At 36.8% G+C, this 18,576-nt stretch carries 22 protein-coding genes; all 22 read left to right on the top strand.

Going from position 1 to position 18,576, the window contains the following annotated elements; translation table 11 throughout:
- Nucleotide 1: 1 nt before the first annotated feature.
- Entirely contained in the window at nt 2-463 is a 462-nt protein-coding gene (gene flgD, locus V7097_RS01255; protein WP_335701776.1) for a flagellar hook assembly protein FlgD, read from the top strand.
- 11 nt (nt 464-474) lie between these two features.
- The gene (locus tag V7097_RS01250; RefSeq protein ID WP_335701775.1) at nt 475-846 is read left to right on the top strand and encodes a TIGR02530 family flagellar biosynthesis protein; all 372 of its coding nucleotides are present in this window, start codon (nt 475-477) and stop codon (nt 844-846) included.
- 85 nt (nt 847-931) lie between these two features.
- Entirely contained in the window at nt 932-1,855 is a 924-nt protein-coding gene (gene flgG / locus V7097_RS01245; protein WP_335701774.1) for a flagellar basal body rod protein FlgG, read from the top strand.
- A gap of 42 nt (nt 1,856-1,897) precedes the next feature.
- The gene (locus V7097_RS01240; RefSeq protein ID WP_335701773.1) at nt 1,898-2,092 is read left to right on the top strand and encodes a flagellar FlbD family protein; all 195 of its coding nucleotides are present in this window, start codon (nt 1,898-1,900) and stop codon (nt 2,090-2,092) included.
- A 21-nt stretch (nt 2,093-2,113) separates the two neighbouring features.
- Nucleotides 2,114-2,539 carry a flagellar basal body-associated protein FliL gene (gene fliL, locus V7097_RS01235; RefSeq protein ID WP_335701772.1) on the top strand — a complete coding sequence of 142 codons (426 nt, stop codon included), beginning with the start codon at nt 2,114-2,116 and terminating at the stop codon, nt 2,537-2,539.
- Nucleotides 2,540-2,579: 40 nt separating this feature from the next.
- The gene (gene fliM, locus V7097_RS01230; RefSeq protein WP_335701771.1) at nt 2,580-3,581 is read left to right on the top strand and encodes a flagellar motor switch protein FliM; all 1,002 of its coding nucleotides are present in this window, start codon (nt 2,580-2,582) and stop codon (nt 3,579-3,581) included.
- Nucleotides 3,574-4,797 carry a flagellar motor switch phosphatase FliY gene (gene fliY / locus V7097_RS01225; RefSeq protein WP_335701770.1) on the top strand — a complete coding sequence of 408 codons (1,224 nt, stop codon included), beginning with the start codon at nt 3,574-3,576 and terminating at the stop codon, nt 4,795-4,797. Before fliM ends, fliY begins: the two co-directional genes overlap by 8 nt.
- Before the next feature lie 17 nt (nt 4,798-4,814).
- A complete protein-coding gene (locus V7097_RS01220) occupies nt 4,815-5,177 on the top strand; it encodes a response regulator (RefSeq protein WP_335701769.1) in 363 nt (120 codons plus the stop codon).
- 30 nt (nt 5,178-5,207) lie between these two features.
- Nucleotides 5,208-5,855, top strand: coding sequence for a flagellar biosynthetic protein FliO (fliO, locus tag V7097_RS01215; protein ID WP_335701768.1), 648 nt, complete (start codon nt 5,208-5,210; stop codon nt 5,853-5,855).
- Nucleotides 5,852-6,517: a flagellar type III secretion system pore protein FliP gene (gene fliP / locus V7097_RS01210; protein ID WP_335701767.1), complete on the top strand. Its 666-nt coding sequence runs from the start codon at nt 5,852-5,854 to the stop codon at nt 6,515-6,517. Before fliO ends, fliP begins: the two co-directional genes overlap by 4 nt.
- Before the next feature lie 210 nt (nt 6,518-6,727).
- Nucleotides 6,728-6,997, top strand: a complete 270-nt coding sequence (gene fliQ, locus V7097_RS01205) for a flagellar biosynthesis protein FliQ (protein ID WP_335367726.1) — start codon at nt 6,728-6,730, stop codon at nt 6,995-6,997.
- A 4-nt stretch (nt 6,998-7,001) separates the two neighbouring features.
- Nucleotides 7,002-7,778, top strand: coding sequence for a flagellar biosynthetic protein FliR (gene fliR, locus V7097_RS01200; protein ID WP_335701766.1), 777 nt, complete (start codon nt 7,002-7,004; stop codon nt 7,776-7,778).
- Nucleotides 7,779-8,861: a flagellar biosynthesis protein FlhB gene (gene flhB, locus V7097_RS01195; protein WP_335701765.1), complete on the top strand. Its 1,083-nt coding sequence runs from the start codon at nt 7,779-7,781 to the stop codon at nt 8,859-8,861. It begins immediately after the preceding gene.
- Between the two features lie 56 nt (nt 8,862-8,917).
- The gene (gene flhA / locus V7097_RS01190; protein ID WP_335701764.1) at nt 8,918-10,954 is read left to right on the top strand and encodes a flagellar biosynthesis protein FlhA; all 2,037 of its coding nucleotides are present in this window, start codon (nt 8,918-8,920) and stop codon (nt 10,952-10,954) included.
- The gene (gene flhF / locus V7097_RS01185; protein ID WP_335701763.1) at nt 10,951-12,120 is read left to right on the top strand and encodes a flagellar biosynthesis protein FlhF; all 1,170 of its coding nucleotides are present in this window, start codon (nt 10,951-10,953) and stop codon (nt 12,118-12,120) included. Before flhA ends, flhF begins: the two co-directional genes overlap by 4 nt.
- The gene (locus tag V7097_RS01180) at nt 12,117-12,992 is read left to right on the top strand and encodes a MinD/ParA family protein (protein WP_335701762.1); all 876 of its coding nucleotides are present in this window, start codon (nt 12,117-12,119) and stop codon (nt 12,990-12,992) included. Before flhF ends, V7097_RS01180 begins: the two co-directional genes overlap by 4 nt.
- Nucleotides 12,993-13,002: 10 nt before the next feature.
- The gene (locus V7097_RS01175; RefSeq protein ID WP_335701761.1) at nt 13,003-14,067 is read left to right on the top strand and encodes a protein-glutamate methylesterase/protein-glutamine glutaminase; all 1,065 of its coding nucleotides are present in this window, start codon (nt 13,003-13,005) and stop codon (nt 14,065-14,067) included.
- An 18-nt stretch (nt 14,068-14,085) separates the two neighbouring features.
- On the top strand, nt 14,086-16,131 hold the full coding sequence (locus V7097_RS01170; RefSeq protein ID WP_335701760.1) for a chemotaxis protein CheA: 2,046 nt from the start codon (nt 14,086-14,088) through the stop codon (nt 16,129-16,131).
- A gap of 28 nt (nt 16,132-16,159) precedes the next feature.
- Nucleotides 16,160-16,621, top strand: a complete 462-nt coding sequence (locus tag V7097_RS01165; RefSeq protein ID WP_335701759.1) for a chemotaxis protein CheW — start codon at nt 16,160-16,162, stop codon at nt 16,619-16,621.
- 5 nt (nt 16,622-16,626) lie between these two features.
- Complete coding sequence (locus tag V7097_RS01160; protein WP_335701758.1) at nt 16,627-17,268, top strand: chemotaxis protein CheC; 642 nt, start codon at nt 16,627-16,629, stop codon at nt 17,266-17,268.
- Nucleotides 17,261-17,758: a chemotaxis protein CheD gene (locus V7097_RS01155; RefSeq protein ID WP_335701757.1), complete on the top strand. Its 498-nt coding sequence runs from the start codon at nt 17,261-17,263 to the stop codon at nt 17,756-17,758. The genes V7097_RS01160 and V7097_RS01155 overlap by 8 nt, the downstream gene beginning before the upstream one ends.
- A gap of 46 nt (nt 17,759-17,804) precedes the next feature.
- The gene (locus tag V7097_RS01150) at nt 17,805-18,572 is read left to right on the top strand and encodes a FliA/WhiG family RNA polymerase sigma factor (protein ID WP_335701756.1); all 768 of its coding nucleotides are present in this window, start codon (nt 17,805-17,807) and stop codon (nt 18,570-18,572) included.
- The last annotated feature ends 4 nt before the right edge of the window (nt 18,573-18,576 follow it).

Below are 18,576 nucleotides of genomic sequence, written 5' to 3'. Positions count from 1 at the left end.
AATGGCGACTAAAATTGATTCAAATCTTTACCTATCAAATTTAAAACCTGAAAGAAAAACGAGTAATGATATTTTAGGAAAAGATGATTTTTTAAAAATATTAATGACTCAGCTTCAAAATCAGGACCCAATGAATCCGATGGAAGACAAAGATTTTATCGCTCAAATGGCGACCTTTACTTCATTAGAGCAAATGACGAATATGAATAGTACTTTAGAGAAATTTGTGAGTGGTCAGCAAGGTGAGCAGCTTTTAAAATATAGCAATATGATTGGTAAAAAAGTAGAATACAGCTTTAAAACTGAAGATGAGGATGGAAGAGAAATCTTAAAAAATGGACAAGGTATTGTCACTTCCGTATCACAAAAATCAGGATATATTGAGCTAGAGTTAAAAGATGGAACGAAGATCTATAGTGATGAAATTTTGAAAGTGAAGGAACCTTCTAACGAAGAAGAATAGGAGGTGAAAACATGGACCATCGAATTTTACAAATACAAAATCATCCTTATATCTTGCAAACTCGAAAAAAAGTTCAGCAAACCGAACCATCTCAAATATCATTTAAAGAAGCATTAGAAAAAGAGACAAGCTTAGTTATTAGTAAGCATGCACAAAAGAGGTTGGATGAGAGGAATATTAGTATTCAGGATTCAAAATGGAAAGAAATCCAAATAAAAATTTCTGAAGCTAAAACGAAGGGAATAAGAGATTCATTGGTTGTTACGAATAATGCGGCGTTAATTGTAAATGTCCCAAATAACACAGTAATTACAGCAATGAATCGAGATGAAGCAAGCTCACAGATTTTTACGAATATTAATGGAACCATTATTTTAGATTAAAAAACTTTTACAGGCTGGACCTTAACAGGAAGCCCATGGTGTGCGGACCGACAGAAGCCACCTACAATCGAAAGGGGAAAATGAAATGTTACGTTCAATGTACTCAGGAATCAGTGGAATGAAAAACTTTCAAACGAAGCTAGATGTAATTGGAAATAATATTGCAAACGTAAATACGTATGGATTTAAGAAAGGTAGAACAATCTTTAATGACATTATGAGTCAAACAATCAACGGTGCAACAGCTCCTGGACAATCACTAGGTGGTGTTAACCCGAAACAGGTTGGACTTGGTTCATCTTTAGCAGCTATTGATACAATCCATAATAGCGGAAGTACTCAAACGACTGCTAGAATTCTAGACTTAGCGATTGCTGGCGATGGATTTTTCCAAGTAGCACCAACAGATACACCTGCAACTGGATTTTCCCAGGATGCAGTATACACAAGAGCTGGAAACTTCTATATGGATCAGGAAGGTTATTTAGTGACAAGTGCTGGTATGTATGTTCAAGGTTTTTCACCAAATACAGTCATTGAGCCAACGGATGTGGATTCAGGGTTATTTGATTTCACTGTATCCCCACCTCTATATAATCCTGCTGGTATTGCTGGTGAACCAGTTATTAATTTTAAACCAATCCAAATCCCAACTGATGCAAAAAGCATGAGTATCGGTAAAGATGGTTCGGTTACTTATGTAGATGCAGGCGGTACATTACAATGGGCCGGTCAGCTTGTATTAGCGAAATTCCCGAATACAGGTGGTTTAGAGAAAGTGGGAGGTAATCTCTTCCAGCAATCAGCGAACTCTGGTATCCCAGTGCTTGATTTTGCTGGCGAATCTGGACTTGGTTCTATCGAATCTGGTGCCCTTGAAATGTCAAACGTTGACCTTTCAGAGGAATTTACGGAAATGATCGTAGCTCAACGTGGATTCCAAGCAAATACTCGTATCATCACAACTTCTGATGAAATTCTACAAGAGCTCGTAAACCTTAAACGTTAAGGGGGGAGGGGTTTTAGTATTTAACTAAAACCTCGATTAATCTTGATTACGTTAACGAAATTAAATAATAAAACATTTACATTAAATGCAATATATATTGAGCAGGTTGAATCATTTCCTGATACAACGATAACCTTAACAAATGGCAAAAAATTTGTTGTGAAGGAAACAGAAGAGGATGTACACGTGAAGGCTCTTGAATTTTATCAAAAAATAAATGTACTTGGCCTTCGTTAAAGCTTGGGGGGATATAGTGCTATGAAAAATAAGCTACTTGTGATAATGGTCATCATTTTAAGTACAATTACTTTAGTCGGTACCACTGCATTCGTCATTTTAACAAAAGTAACTGCAAGTAATAGTGAAAAGGAACCGTCTATTGACCAAGTACTAAAAGCAACAGTCGAAATTCCAGAGATCACAACAAAACTACTCAGTGATGATTATATTCGTATATCATTTAACATTCAGACAGATGGTAAAAAGGGAAAAGAGGAATTAGAAAAACGTCAATTCCAGGTGAGCAATATCATTATAAAAGAGCTTTCCAACATGACATCTGAAGAATTCAAAGGTGAAGAAGGAATCGTCAATCTTGAAACTAGATTAAAGGATCGAATCAATGAATTAATGCAAGATGGAACTGTCGTTAAAGTATATGCGACATCCTTTCTTCCGCAGTAACCGATAGAATTTTAAGTACTTAAAGAGCGGAGGTGGAACCTTGCCTAGTGAAATATTATCCCAAAGTGAAATAGATGCTTTACTTTCAGCAATTTCGACTGGAGAAATGAATCCAGAAGAACTAAAAAAAGAAGAAAGTGAACGTCGTGTAAAAGTATACGATTTTAAGAGAGCCCTTCGTTTCTCGAAGGATCAGATTCGTAGTATCACTCGAATCCATGAAAACTTTGCCCGATTATTAACAACGTTCTTTTCAGCGCAGCTTCGAACTTATGTGCAAATCACTGTAGGGACAGCCGATCAATTGCCATATGAGGAATTTATTCGTTCAATTCCCAATATGACAATTTTGAATGTATTTGAAATGCCTCCTTTAGAAGGGCGTATTATCTTAGAGGTAAACCCTAATATTGCTTATGCCATGCTTGATCGAATGCTTGGTGGTAGAGGAACAGGTATTAATAAAATCGAAAATTTAACTGAAATTGAAACGAAAATAATGAGCAATATGTTTGAGAAGGCCTTTGATCAAGCTAGGGAAGCCTGGGCTAATTTGGTTGAAGTAGACCCAATTTTAACCGAATTTGAGGTGAATCCACAGTTTCTTCAGATGGTCTCACCAAATGAAACTGTGGTAGTCATTTCACTTAATACGCAAATTGGAGAAACAAGTGGGATGATCAATATTTGTATTCCACATGTGTTCCTTGAGCCGATTATTCCGAAATTATCAGCACATTACTGGATGCAATCAACACCTAAAAAAGAACGAAATGTTGAAGAACTTTCATACATTAAAAATAATCTTAACGGTACCAAACTGCCAATCGTTGCGGAATTAGGTGAAGCCAATATCGCCATCCAGGAATTCCTTTTATTAGATGTTGGGGATACGATTCAACTTGACAATATGATCCAACAACCAATCGAGCTAAAGGTTGAGGGTGTACCAAAATTTTATGCCCAGGTTGGTAAGGTTAATAAGAAGCAAGCCGTACAAATCTTAGAGGAGATTAAAGGGGGGGACAGTGTAGATGAATAATGGCAATATGCTATCACAAGATGAAATTGATGCATTATTAAGAGGTACAGCAGACTTAGACAATGAAGAACCGGTAGCAAATGAAAAGAAACCCCTTGTCGAAGATTTTTTATCTTTAATCGAACAGGATGCGCTTGGGGAGATTGGGAACATCTCTTTTGGGAGTTCAGCAACTGCGCTATCCACATTACTCAATCAAAAGGTTGAAATTACGACACCAAATGTTTCACTTGTTCTGAGCTCTGAACTAGCGGATGAGTTTCCACACCCTTATGTGGCAATCTATGTTGACTATACAGCTGGTTTTACAGGAACAAACTTATTGGTTATAAAACAAAGTGATGCAGCTATCATTGCTGATTTGATGCTTGGTGGAAATGGGCAAGTCGTGCCCGAAAGCTTAGGCGAATTACAATTGAGTGCTGTACAGGAGGCAATGAACCAAATGATGGGTTCTGCCGCAACTTCAATGTCAACTGTATTTAGCAAGAAAATTGATATTTCTCCACCAAGTATTGACATTCTTGATATTAAACATGGTGAAGGAGCTGAAAACCTTCCATCTGATGATATGTTAGTGAAAATATCTTTTCGTCTAACAATTGGTGAATTAATTGATTCAACGATCATGCAGTTAGTTCCTGTTGAGTTTGCGAAAGAGCTTGTTGGAGAGCTCCTTTCCCCTCAACCTGAAAATCAAGCTTCGGCTATGGGGATTTCAACTGGGCATGTTGATGTTGAAATGCCAGTTCAGCAATCAAATTATTCTTTGCCTTATGTTGAACAACAGATAGAAACACCATACCAACAGACACAGCAATATTATCAACCTGAAATTAAACAACCAGTGACAAATAGTGGACCACAGCATCTTGGTGGAATTCAGGTGAAGCAGCCTGAAATTCAACCTGCAATATTTTCAGAGTTTGAATCTGTCCATCTACAGGAATCTGAATCTAGAAACCTAAATATGCTATTAGATATTCCGCTCCAAGTTACTGTTGAATTAGGTAGGACAAAACGTACTATTAAAGAGATTCTTGAATTATCAGCGGGCTCAATTATTGAGTTAGACAAGCTTGCAGGTGAGCCTGTAGATGTTTTAGTAAATGGAAAACTCATCGCACAAGGTGAGGTAGTTGTTATTGAAGAAAACTTTGGTGTCAGAATTACCGATATCATAAGCCAAAGTGATCGAATTAAAAAATTGAATTAATGTAGGGGGCAATTCAAATGGCACATAAAATTCTTATTGTAGATGATGCGGCATTTATGAGGATGATGATTAAGGACATCCTAACTAAAAATGGTTATGAGGTAGTTGCTGAGGCAGCAGATGGTGCACAGGCGGTAGATAAGTATAGAGAACATCATCCAGACCTTGTAACAATGGATATTACAATGCCAGAGATGGATGGGATTACAGCATTAAAAGAAATTAAAAAAATCAATCCAAATGCAAAAGTAATTATGTGTTCAGCAATGGGGCAACAGGCGATGGTAATTGATGCAATCCAAGCGGGAGCAAAGGATTTTATTGTAAAGCCATTTCAAGCAGATCGAGTTATTGAAGCAATTAGTAAAACCCTAAGCTAAGAACCCCAAACCTAGGAGAGTGGCAACAAAGTGAAACACATAAAAAAAGTGGTTTTAGCACTGATTTTCTTTCATGCCTTGCTTGTCACTTTCCCTGTACAAGCTGAAGAAGGTCATGTAGATAAAAGTGTAAATGACGTAATTGGGAATCAAAATAAAAAAACCAATGAACAAGAGGAAACGAATCCGATTGAAAATCCGGAACCTGTCAATGAACTAACAGCCGGCGATTTCATAAAAATGATTTTTACAACTTTATTTGTTCTTGCACTTATTTATTTTTTGTTAAAATTTATAAACAAAAGAAATCGCATGTTTAACCAGCATAGGTTCATCGAAAACCTTGGTGGAACCAGTTTAGGAACTAACCGCTCGATTCAAATTGTAAAGATTGGAGAGCGGATCCTAGTCGTGGGAGTAGGAGATTCTATTCAGCTTCTTAAGGAAATCGAAGACACAGATGAAATAAATGAAATACTAGAACAACATAATTCGTCATTAGAATCCATGATTCAACCAAAAGATATCATCAACCGTTTTCTTGAAAAAAGAAAAGAAGCGAAGGATACGGACCAGTCTTTATTTTCTTCAGTGCTGCAGAAACAGTTAACAGATCTAAAACAAGGGAGAAAGAAAATTGTCGAGCAACTTGAAAATAAGGAGTCTAGCAAAGAATGAATGAATTTATGGAATTTTTTAATACTAGTGCCCCTGAAAATGTTTCGACATCAGTTAAATTGCTTCTCCTTCTAACAGTACTTTCAGTAGGACCTGGTATTTTGATTTTAATGACGAGCTTTACAAGAATTATTGTTGTTCTTTCATTTGTTAGGACTTCATTGGGGACGCAGCAAATGCCACCAAATCAGGTTATCGTTGGACTAGCTTTGTTTTTAACTTTTTTTGTGATGGCTCCGACATTTAGTGAAGTGAATGAACAAGCTTTAACTCCGTTATTTAATGAGGAAATTAATTTAGAGGAAGCCTATACTCGTGCAGCTATACCATTTAAGGAATTTATGAGTGTACATACACGGCAAAAGGACTTGGAGTTGTTTTTACATTACTCTGGTGCAGATAGGCCGGAGACTATTCAAGATATTCCTTTAACAGCATTAGTTCCAGCTTTTGCGATTAGTGAACTTAAAACAGCATTTCAAATCGGTTTTATGATTTTCATTCCGTTTCTTGTAATCGATATGGTTGTAGCGAGTATCCTGATGTCAATGGGGATGATGATGCTTCCGCCTGTTATGATTTCCTTGCCATTCAAAATACTCTTATTTGTTCTTGTAGATGGATGGTATTTAATCGTTAAATCCTTATTACAGACCTTTTAACTTTATTTATCAGAAGCCCTCACTTCTGCTAAATAAAGTTAAAGCCTCCGGCGGATGCCACGATTTTTTTAAAGGAAATTTTTCCGAGGAATAAGATCAAAGACTAAATACGCAACGTCCTGTGGCAACGTCTTTATGACCCACTTCCTGTGGGCACAAAAATCGGGCGCAACTACGCCAAGGCGCATTTGACAAAGTAGGTGAACAGTATTGAATCCTGAAGTAGTCATTTCATTGGCAGAAAAAGGTGTATATACGACATTAATGATTTGTGGACCACTTTTATTGGTTGCACTCGTCGTCGGGTTAATTGTGAGTGTGTTCCAGGCAACAACACAAATTCAGGAACAAACCTTGGCTTTTATTCCAAAAATCGTTGCTGTTCTTGTTGGCTTGGTATTCTTTGGACCTTGGATGCTTTCAAAGATGCTCGCATATACACATGATATATTTAGTAATTTGACGAGATTTGTAGGTTGAAAAAATGATAGAGGTTTATACCTATTTCCCTGCTTTTTTGCTTGTATTAGTTAGAGTAACGAGTTTTTTTGTAACCATGCCGTTATTTTCCTATCGAACTCTTCCTGCTTCACATCGGGTCGGACTTGCTTTTTTTATCTCTTGGATTATGTTCCTATCAATGGAAAAGCCGATTCTCCAAATTGATGGCGATTATATTATGCTGATTATTAAAGAGGTCATGGTAGGTCTTTTGATTGGTTTGGTTGCCTATATGATTTTTGCAGCAATCCAAATTGCTGGAGGGTTTATTGATTTTCAAATGGGGTTTGCCATTGCGAATGTTATCGATCCCCAAACTGGAGCACAAAGTCCGTTAATGGGTCAATATTTATATACATTTGCACTTCTTTTTTTACTAGCAATCAATGGCCATCATCTATTATTGGACGGAATATTTTATAGCTATGAATTCATTCCAATGGAACAAGCTAGCTTTCATTTTGGTGATGAAAATGTTGTGGAATTTGTCTTAAATGCTTTTAGTACAATGTTCATTATTGCATTCCAAATGTCAATGCCAGTCGTTGGCGCTTTGTTTTTAGTGGATGTTGCCTTAGGGATTGTCGCAAGATCAGTTCCGCAGTTAAATGTCTTTGTAGTAGGACTTCCATTGAAAATTGGGGTTAGTTTTGTTGTCATGATAATTGCAATGTCGATGATTTTTATGCTTGTCGGTAAACTGGTGGAAAATATGTTATATACGATGAGAGGACTAATGGAACTTTTAGGAGGAAGCTAGATGTATTTTGTTCGTCTTAACCTACAATTTTTTGCGGGTGAAAAAACAGAAAAAGCCACTCCTAAAAAGCGTCAAGAATCAAGGAATAAAGGCCAGGTTGCAAAAAGTACAGATGTAAATACGGCTATCTTATTGCTAGCTATCTTCCTTACTCTCCTTGTTTTCGGAGGCTTTATTTTTGATCGGATACTAACGTTTTTAAAACATTCATTTAGTCATTATTTAACGATTACACCGACTGAACAAAGTGTTCAGGAAATTTTTATCGAACTATCTTTAGAAGCTGCAATTATTTTAGCCCCAATAATGCTAGTAGCCCTTATCGCTGGGATTGCAGCAAACCTCATGCAGGTTGGGTTTTTATTTTCAACAGAAGCTATTCAAATGAAACTAAATAAGCTTGATCCGATTCAAGGCTTCAAGCGAATTTATTCAATTCGTGCACTTGTGGAGATGATTAAATCTATCTTAAAAATTGTCATAGTAGGTGGCGTGACATTTGCTATTCTTTGGTTTCGTTTGGAAGATATCTTGTCCCTTTCACTGAAAACTGCCGGAGCTGCATTAATCGTTATAGCAAAACTTACGGTTCAGATGGGCTTGTTTGCTGCTGGGGCTCTTTTATTCTTATCTTTTTTAGATTATCTATATCAACGCTTTGATTATGAAAAAAACATTAGAATGTCAAAGCAAGATATTAAAGACGAATTTAAGAAGACAGAAGGGGACCCACTGATCAAGTCGAAAATCAAGCAGAAACAACGTGAGATGGCAATGAGCCGAATGATGCAAGAAGTGCCAAAGGCAGATGTTATCATTACAAATCCAACTCACTATGCAGTTGCTCTGAAATATGATGAGACAAAAATGGATGCGCCTTTTGTTGCCGCAAAGGGTGTGGATTTTGTTGCTTTAAAGATTAAGGAAATTGCTAAAGAACATGAAATTACAACCATTGAAAACCGGCCACTTGCTAGAGCCCTTTATGCAGGGACAGATATTGGGGATGCCGTACCTGAAGAATATTTTAAAGCGGTAGCTGAAATACTTGCCTATGTTTACCGTTTAAAAGAGAAGGTTTAAAGATTTTGAACCATCCATCATCAATCGAGCTTTATTGACTTAAAGGAGAGAAAACAATGCGAGCAAGAGATTTATCCGTTTTATTAAGTGTTATCTTAATAGTTGCCATGCTTATTATTCCATTTCCAGCATGGTTGCTAAGTGTTTTAATTATGATCAATATTTCTCTTGCGCTCTTGGTTCTCTTAACTTCAATGAATATGCAAGAACCTCTTCAATTTTCAATCTTTCCATCCTTACTACTTCTTCTAACCCTGTTTAGATTAGGGTTGAACGTTTCAACAACAAGATCGATTCTTGCAACCGGGGATGCCGGTGGAGTTGTCCACACCTTTGGTACTTTCGTTGTTGGTGGGAATATTGTCGTTGGATTCGTTGTCTTTTTAATCCTCGTTGTTATTCAATTTATCGTTATTACGAAAGGTTCTGAACGTGTGTCAGAGGTTGCTGCACGGTTTACATTAGATGCAATGCCTGGTAAGCAAATGAGTATCGATGCTGATTTAAATGCGGGGATGATTTCTGAAACCGAGGCACGTGAACGCCGTGAGAAAGTTAGCAGGGAAGCTGATTTTTATGGATCTATGGACGGAGCGAGTAAGTTCGTAAAAGGGGATGCGATTGCAGGTATCATCATTGTTTTGATTAACTTAATATTTGGTTTTATCATTGGGATGACACAACATGGGTTAGGCTTCCAGGAAGCTCTTTCAAAATTTACACTCTTAACCATCGGGGATGGACTTGTAAGTCAGATTCCTGCATTATTAATTTCTACTGCAACAGGGATTGTTGTAACTCGTGCTGCATCTGAGGGGAATTTAGGATCAGATATTACAAAGCAGTTATTTGCTTATCCAAAAATGTTATATGTAACAGCAGGTACAATCTTTCTGTTAGGATTGTTTACTCCGATTCATGATTTTTTAACCATATCAATCGCAAGCTTTTTAGCGATTGGTGCTTTTATGATTTCCAAAAATAAGGATCAGGAGATTCAATTAGAGCCAGATACGGAAGAAGAAGTACAAGTTGAGGATTTAAAAAGTCCCGAAAGTGTTGTTAATTTGTTAAATGTTGATCCAATTGAATTTGAGTTTGGCTATGGACTGATTCCTTTAGCCGACACAAATCAAGGTGGTGATATTTTAGACCGAATCGTCATGATCCGCAGACAATTGGCGATTGAGTTAGGTTTAGTCATACCTGTCGTTAGAATAAGGGATAATATTCAATTACAACCAAATGAGTATCGCTTAAAAATAAAGGGGAGTGAAATGGCAAGAGGTGAATTATTGCTTGACCATTTCTTAGCGATGAGTCCAGGTTATGAAGATGATTCCGTTGAGGGTATTGATACAGTCGAGCCATCATTTGGTTTACCAGCAAAGTGGATTTCTGAAGATATGAAGGACCAGGCGGAAATGCAAGGATATACAGTGGTTGACCCGCCATCTGTTGTATCTACACATATTACGGAGGTCATTAGAAAAAATGCTCATGAATTACTCGGACGACAAGAAACAAAGCAATTAATTGATCATTTAAAGGAGTCATACCCAATTTTAGTGGATGAAGTGACACCAAACCCATTGTCAGTTGGGGAAATTCAAAAGGTATTGGCAAAATTATTAAAGGAAAGTGTTTCAATCCGAAATCTACCGATTATTTTTGAAACCTTAGCTGATTTTGGTCGAATGACAACTGATACTGATTTATTAACAGAATATGTAAGACAATCCCTTGCTAGACAAATTACAAACCAACATATTGTCCAGGGAGAAACAATGAAGGTTGTGACTCTTTCCGGTCGAGTTGAAAAACACGTCGCTGATGGTGTTCAGCAAACCGAACATGGAAACTATTTATCCATCGACCCAAGTGTGTCACAGTCCATCATTGAATCCATTGCAAAGCAAATCGAAACTGTCAGTATGGGGGAGCAGTCTCCGATTTTATTATGCTCGCCTGCTGTCAGAATGTATGTAAGGCAATTAATTGAACGATATTTTCCACAGGTTCCTGTCCTTTCCTATAATGAGCTTGAGGCAAATGTGGAAGTTCAAAGTGTTGGGGTGGTGAATATAGATTGAAGGTAAAAAAATACATTGCTCATTCTATGCCGGAAGCCATGAAAATGATTCGTGCAGAATTAGGTAGTGAAGCGGTCATTTTAAATTCAAAGATCGTTCAAACACCAGGTTTTTTTGGTCTTTTTCGAAAAAAAAATTTTGAAGTAATTGCAGCTGTTGATCCAGAGGCTCCAAGAAGGCAAATGGTGCAGCCTAAAGAAAAAGAACGCAAAGTGCCGGTAATCAATAAACAAATCGAACCCCAAAAACATGTGGTTCGTGAACCAATTAATCAATACGAAGCAAGGGAATCACCCGGCGCTCCAGAGCTTCTAAAGGAAATTCAAGAACTAAAAACAGCCATGAAAGAATTATCCTCTGATATTAGCCTATATACTGGACCTCTTCAGGAAATGAATCAATTGATGCTGCATCAAGAAGTTGATTCAACGATTCGGAAAGAAATCATGTCCAATCTATTGGAAAAATGGTATTTGGCATCCGAAAAAGCTTCATTTGAAGACGTCCAAAATTGGGCCAAGGATTGTATGAGTAAAAAAATTTCTAAGGTTGATTACGGTGGCTTATCCTATCAAAAAAAATATATTAATGTAGTCGGGCCTACTGGCGTTGGAAAAACAACAACCATTGCTAAAATTGCGGCAGACTGTATGTTAAGGGACAAAAAAAGAATTGCCTTTATTACAACCGATACGTTTCGGATTGCGGCCATTGAACAATTGAAAACCTATGCGAAAATTCTAAGTGCACCTGTTGAGGTTTGTTATTCCTTTGAGGATTTTAAAAAAGCAAAGGAAGCCTATAAAGACTATGATCTTGTTTTTATTGATACAGCAGGCAGAAACTTCCGGAATGAAAAATATATCGATGATTTAAATAATCTTATTCATTTTTCAAATGATATGGAGACGTTTTTGGTACTCTCTTTGACCTCAAAAATGAATGATATGAAAGTGATTTACGAACAATTTTCCAAAATTTCGATTTCAAAATTTATTTTTACAAAAGTGGATGAAACGGCAAACTATGGAGCAATGGTGAATTTAATTGTTGATTCTGGTATTGGTGTTGCTTATTTAACGAATGGACAAAATGTGCCAGATGACATTGTCAATGCATCACCTTCCTTGATCGCTAATACTATCCTTGGAGTCGATGAATCATGATAGACCAAGCTTCAGCTCTTCGAAAAAAACTAGCATCGATGAATAACGAACAAGACCAACCGAAGTCAATAGCTGTAATAAGTGGAAAAGGTGGAGTTGGAAAATCGAACCTTTCTCTGAACTTTTCCATTGCCATATCACAACTCGGCAAAAAGGTATTGTTGTTTGATATGGATATCGGAATGGGTAATATTGATATTTTGATGGGGATTACCGCTCACCATACGATTGTTGATTTATTTGAAAATAACCTTTCCATCAACGATTTGCTTATTAAGGGACCACAAGGTATTGATTATATTGCAGGTGGGAATGGGCTACCGAATCTTTTTAAGCTTGATGAAAAGAAATCAGAATATTTAATTGACCAATTGCAATTAGTACTTAATGATTATGACTACGTTATTTTTGATATGGGTGCAGGAATGACCGAGGAAAATGTTAAATTCCTTATGGCCATGGATGAAATCTTTGTAATAACAACACCAGAGCCAACCTCAATAACAGATGCTTATTCAGCAATGAAATATATCTGTTTGTTTGACCAATCTATTCCATTATATTTAATTGTTAATCGCGCTGAGAATGAGACGGAAGGCATGCAAACTCTTAAAAGATTGAAGCAAGCGGTGTTGCAGTTTTTAATGAAGGAAGTCGGGGTATTAGGAGTTTTACTTGATGATAAAACCGTTCAAAAGGCAGTGAGTCACCAAGAGCCATTTTTGATATATGCGCCAAAAGCTGTTATCAGCAAAAACTTACTTGATATTTGCAAAAATTATCTTGGAAAACATAAGGAACAAAATCACGATAAGAATCAAAAACCATCCTTTATATCAAAGTTACAACGTTTTTTCGTACGTGGTAGATAGGAGCTTTAAAATGACAAAAATAAATGTTCTTATTGTAGACGATTCAGCATTTATGCGGAAACTCATTTCAAATTTCCTTCAGGAAGACTCAAGGATTCATGTTGTTGGTACTGCAAGAAATGGAATCGATGCACTGATTAAAATTAAAAAGCACAATCCGGATGTCGTAACTTTAGATATTGAAATGCCTGAAATGAATGGTATTGAGGCATTACAGAAAATTATGAGTGAGTGCCCACGTCCAGTTGTGATGCTTTCAAGCACAACAAAAGAAGGTGCAGACAACACATTACTTGCAATGCAATACGGCGCTGTTGATTTTATTCAAAAACCATCTGGTCCAATATCCATTGACCTTCATCTTATTAAAAATGAAATCATAACAAAAGTACTGCATGCCGGAAGAGTAAATGTTGCTCTGCTTAAAAAGCCATTGAAAATACAAGAAACTATTACAGGTAGAATAGTAGATTATAGTAAAATAGAACTAGAACCAAATAGAAGCATTAAAAAAATGGTTTGTATCGGTACCTCTACAGGGGGACCAAGAGCATTACAGCAAGTTCTCCCTGAATTTCCAAGAAATTATCCATTGCCAATTGTTATTGTTCAGCATATGCCAGCAGGCTTTACGAAATCGTTAGCTAATAGGCTTAATAGTTTATGTGAGATCACTGTTAAAGAAGCTGAGAATGGGGAATTTTTAAAACCTGGAATAGCTTATATCGCTCCTGGCGGCCGTCATATGAAGATAAAAAAGATTGGCACTTCATTCGCTGTGAATATTGATGAAAGTGAAATTATAAACGGACATAGACCATCGGTTGATGTCTTATTTGAATCACTTAGTGAAATCAAAGGAGTTCAAAAAATATCTGTTATTATGACCGGAATGGGTACAGATGGATCATATGGATTGAAGAAACTTAAAGAGTCTGGACAAGTAGTATCGATTGCGGAATCACAAGAGACCTCCATTGTATTCGGTATGCCAAAGTCTGCAATCGAAACACATTTAGTTGATAGAGTTGAAAATTTAGAGGATATTGCAAGTACGATACTTAGCCTTACATAAGTAAAGGGGTGTTATTTGATGGAAATGGATCAATATTTAGAAGTGTTTATCGAAGAAAGCAAAGAACATCTTCAGGCATGTAATGAACATTTATTAGAATTAGAAAAAGAACCCGAGAATATTTCAATCGTCAATGAAATTTTCCGCTCTGCTCATACATTAAAGGGAATGTCCGCAACAATGGGATATGATGATTTAGCAAGCCTCACACATCAAATGGAAAATGTACTTGATGGCATTCGAAATATGAAAATTAACGTAACACCATCACTTTTAGATATAGTTTTAAAGGCTGTTGATTATCTTGAAGAAATGATTTTTTCTATTGCAGACGGAGGCGACGGTAAAAAAGATGTATCAGATGTCGTGTCTTTATTGAAGAAAATTGAAAGTGGAGAAGTAATTAAAGAAGAAGAAGACATTCCTGTATCAGTAAATTTAAAAACAGAAAATGTAGCTATAAGAACTAATTATGATGATTTTGAATTAACAGTCATCCAACAATCAAAAGAACAAGGCTTTAATTGTTATGAAATCACCATTCTTCTTAGAGAGGATTGTTTATTAAAGGCCGCCCGTGTATTTATGGTATTTGAGGTCCTCGAACAGGTTGGTGAAATCATTAAATCAGTTCCTTCAGTGGATCAATTAGAGGAAGAGCAGTTTCAGAATGAGTTTACTGTGACACTTGTATCAACCGAAATAGCTGAAAATATTGAAAAACGAATTATGAAAGTATCTGAAATAGATAGAGTAACAGTCCTAGATGTCCAAATTGATTCATCGAATCCTGGAGTACAAGAACAAATTCAAGCAGAGAAGGAAGTTGCCCCTACTCTCGCTGCCCAAGATGAGCAATCAAAATCAGAAAAAGAAGATAATCATCCTGCTAAATCAAATAGTAAGCACGGTGGTAATCATAAGACGATTAGGGTAAATATTGAACGACTTGATATTCTTATGAATTTATTTGAAGAATTAGTTATTGATAGAGGGCGTTTAGAGCAAATTTCTCGTGATCTAAATCATTCTGAACTTAATGAAACGGTAGAAAGAATGTCGAGGATTTCAGGAGATTTACAAAACATAATCCTAACAATGAGAATGGTTCCTGTTGAAACAGTATTTAATCGTTTCCCACGAATGGTACGCCAATTAGCAAAGGATTTGCATAAGAAAATTAACCTTCAAATTATTGGTTCGGAAACGGAATTAGATCGTACAGTCATCGATGAAATAGGCGATCCACTTGTACATCTTTTACGAAATGCTCTAGATCATGGGGTTGAAACACCTGAAGTCAGAGTCCAAAGCGGAAAACAAGAAGAAGGTACGGTTATTCTACGTGCATATCACAGTGGAAATCATGTTTTTATCGAAATTGAAGATGATGGTGCGGGTATTAGTCGCGACAAGATCATTCAAAAGGCTATAAACAAAGGGCTTGTTACAGCCAATTCTGCAGAGACGTTAACGGATAGTCAAGTATTTGATTTTATTTTATCTTCAGGTTTTTCAACAGCTGAAAAAATTTCGGATGTTTCTGGACGTGGTGTCGGGCTAGATGTCGTAAAAAATACAATTGAATCACTTGGTGGTTCGATTACGATTCGTTCTGCGATTGGAAAAGGGTCCGTTTTTTCGATCCAACTACCATTAACATTATCAATCATATCTGTCATGCTAGTTGAAGTTCAAAATGAAAAATATGCAATACCACTTTCTTCAATTATCGAAACGGCGATTATCAAAAAGGATAAGATCCTTCATGCTCATAATCATGAAGTAATCGATTTTAGAGGTAAGGTTGTACCGTTAGTAAACCTAAAGGATATTTTTCAAGTTCCAGTCTCCACGGATGAGGATGATTACCTTTCTGTTGTCATTGTGAAAAAAGGTGATAAATCTGCAGGCCTAATTGTTGATTCTTTCATAGGACAACAAGAAATTGTGTTGAAATCGCTAGGAAACTATTTAACAAATGTGTTTGCGATTTCTGGAGCAACCATACTAGGCGATGGTCAGGTGGCATTAATTGTCGATTGTAATTCGTTAATAAAATAAAATTTCGTTGGTTAAAGGGGGAGTAAAAATGTCTGAACAAGCAGCAGTGTTAAAGGTAATTGTATTTTCACTCCATGATGAGGAATACGGAATCCCGGTTTCTCAGGTGCGTTCTATTGAAAAAGTGCAGCATATAACCCGCGTTCCTAGAACAGCACCATTTGTAAAAGGTGTCATTAATTTAAGGGGGGTTGTAACTCCTATTATTGATTTAAGAACACGCTTTGGAATGGTTGAATCAGAATATTCTGATAGTACAAGGGTTATTATTGTTGCGACAGATGAGGTTGAGGTTGGCTTAATTGTGGATACGGCAAATGACGTAATGGATATTCCAGTTGACACGATTGAGCCCCCACCAGAGATTGTCGGTAGTGTTGAAGTGGAATACTTAGAAGGAGTAGCAAAGCTTGAAAAAAGACTGCTTATCTTATTAAATCTAGAAAAGGTCCTTAATCCAAGATTAGCAAAGGAAAAAATAGAAGGGTAATGGCTATGACATTTTTCGGGCGTATTAATTCTACTCATTTAGATATTTTAAAAGAGATTGGAAATATTGGTGCTGGACATTCTGCTACTGCTTTATCGAAGCTTTTATCTAGAAAAATTGATATGCAAGTACCGAATGTGAGAATCGTGTCCTTTGATGAAATGATGGAGTTTGCTGGAGGCGCCGAAAATATAGTTGCAGGTATTTTCCTACGAATCGAAGGGGATCTGTCCGGAAATATGTTTTTCATTTTGCAAATTCCACAAGCAACAAAATTAATTCAGGATTTAATTGGTGATAAAAGCTTCTCTTTTGAGAGTGAAATCCAAAACGAAATGGGGATATCAGCTTTTCAAGAGGTTGGCAATATTTTGTCAGGCTCCTATCTAACCTCTTTATCAGATTTTACCGGGATGAATTTGTATCCATCCGTCCCTGGCTTTTCAATGGATATGGTGGGTGCAATTATCGGGTATGGCTTACTGGAACTTTCTCAGGTAAGTGATTTTGCAATTGTCATTGAAACAGAAATTAATGAAAATGAAAATCCTAATAACAACAATATAAATGGGCATTTTTTGCTGTTGCCGGATCCTGATTCATTCGAAAAAATCTTCACTGCATTGGGAGTTCAAATGCATGATTGACTCTTCTCAAGTCATTAAGGTTGGGATAGCTGACATGAATGTCGTTGTTGCACCTGACATAATCCGAACATCTGGATTAGGTTCATGTGTAGGAGTTATCATATATGACCCAGCAAAAAAGGTAGCAGGACTAGCCCATATCATGCTGCCAAGTTCGGCATCGACGAAGGCTGGAAACATGAATATAGCCAAATATGCCGATACTGCAATAGAGGAACTCATTCAAAAAATTATTGGTATCGGTGGTCGAGCAAAGAGTTTAAAAGCAAAAATTGCAGGTGGTGCCCAAATGTTTCAATTTCAATCGGGCAGTGATATTATGAGAATTGGTCCGCGCAATGTCGAGGCGGTAGAGGCAGAACTAAAGCGTTTTAACATCACACTTGTTGCATCAGATGTTGGTGGGAGCAATGGTCGAACAATCGAATTTGACCCCGTGACAAACATTCTAAAAATCCGCACAGTCAGCAAAGGGATCAAGGAAATTTAAGCAGGTTATAATAAATGTTCTAAAATAAACGTAAAGGAGGAGTAGAATGTCCAGATTATCATCGACAGATCATGGCGAATATTGGCAGAAATGGACAGACTCAAGAGACACAGATGCAGGGGATGCCCTTGTTCGAAAATACATGCCACTCGTTTCATACCATGTGCAGCGAATCTCGGTCACGTTGCCAAAAAGTGTGAACAAAGATGATTTAAAAAGTCTTGGGATGATTGGGTTATATGATGCTCTGGAAAAATTCGATCCTTCCCGTGATTTAAAATTTGATACATATGCTTCCTTTCGAATTCGAGGGGCGATATTAGACGGCCTTAGAAAGGAAGACTGGTTACCTCGAAGCTCAAGAGAAAAATCAAAGAAAGTAGAAGCTGCTATCGAAAAGCTAGAACAAGAGCTAATGCGTAACGTAACGATTTCCGAAATCGCTACTGAAGTCGAAATGAGTGAAGAGGATGTTTATCAAACAATGAATGAAGGATTTTTTGCAAATGTTCTTTCCATCGACGATCATCAGCATGATGATGAGGGTAGTGAAAAATCCGTTTTCTCGATAAAGGATCATAAGACTTTAACACCAGAAGAACATATAGTTAAAAAAGAAGTTCTCAATCAATTAATCAATGTCATCCAACAGTTAAATGAAAAAGAGCAACTGATAATCAGTTTATTTTATAAAGAAGAGCTTACATTGACTGAAATAGGACAGGTTATGGGATTATCGACATCCAGAATATCTCAAATTCACTCAAAGGCCCTTTTTAAGCTAAAGGATATTTTACAAAAACACATCCATTAAAAGG

Origin of the sequence: Bacillus sp. JJ1562 (genome assembly GCF_036962705.1) — a bacterium.
Lineage (GTDB): Bacteria > Bacillota > Bacilli > Bacillales > Bacillaceae_L > Ferdinandcohnia.
The sequence above is the reverse complement of the archived record's forward strand: the minus strand, read 5'-3'. Positions and strand labels throughout refer to the sequence as shown.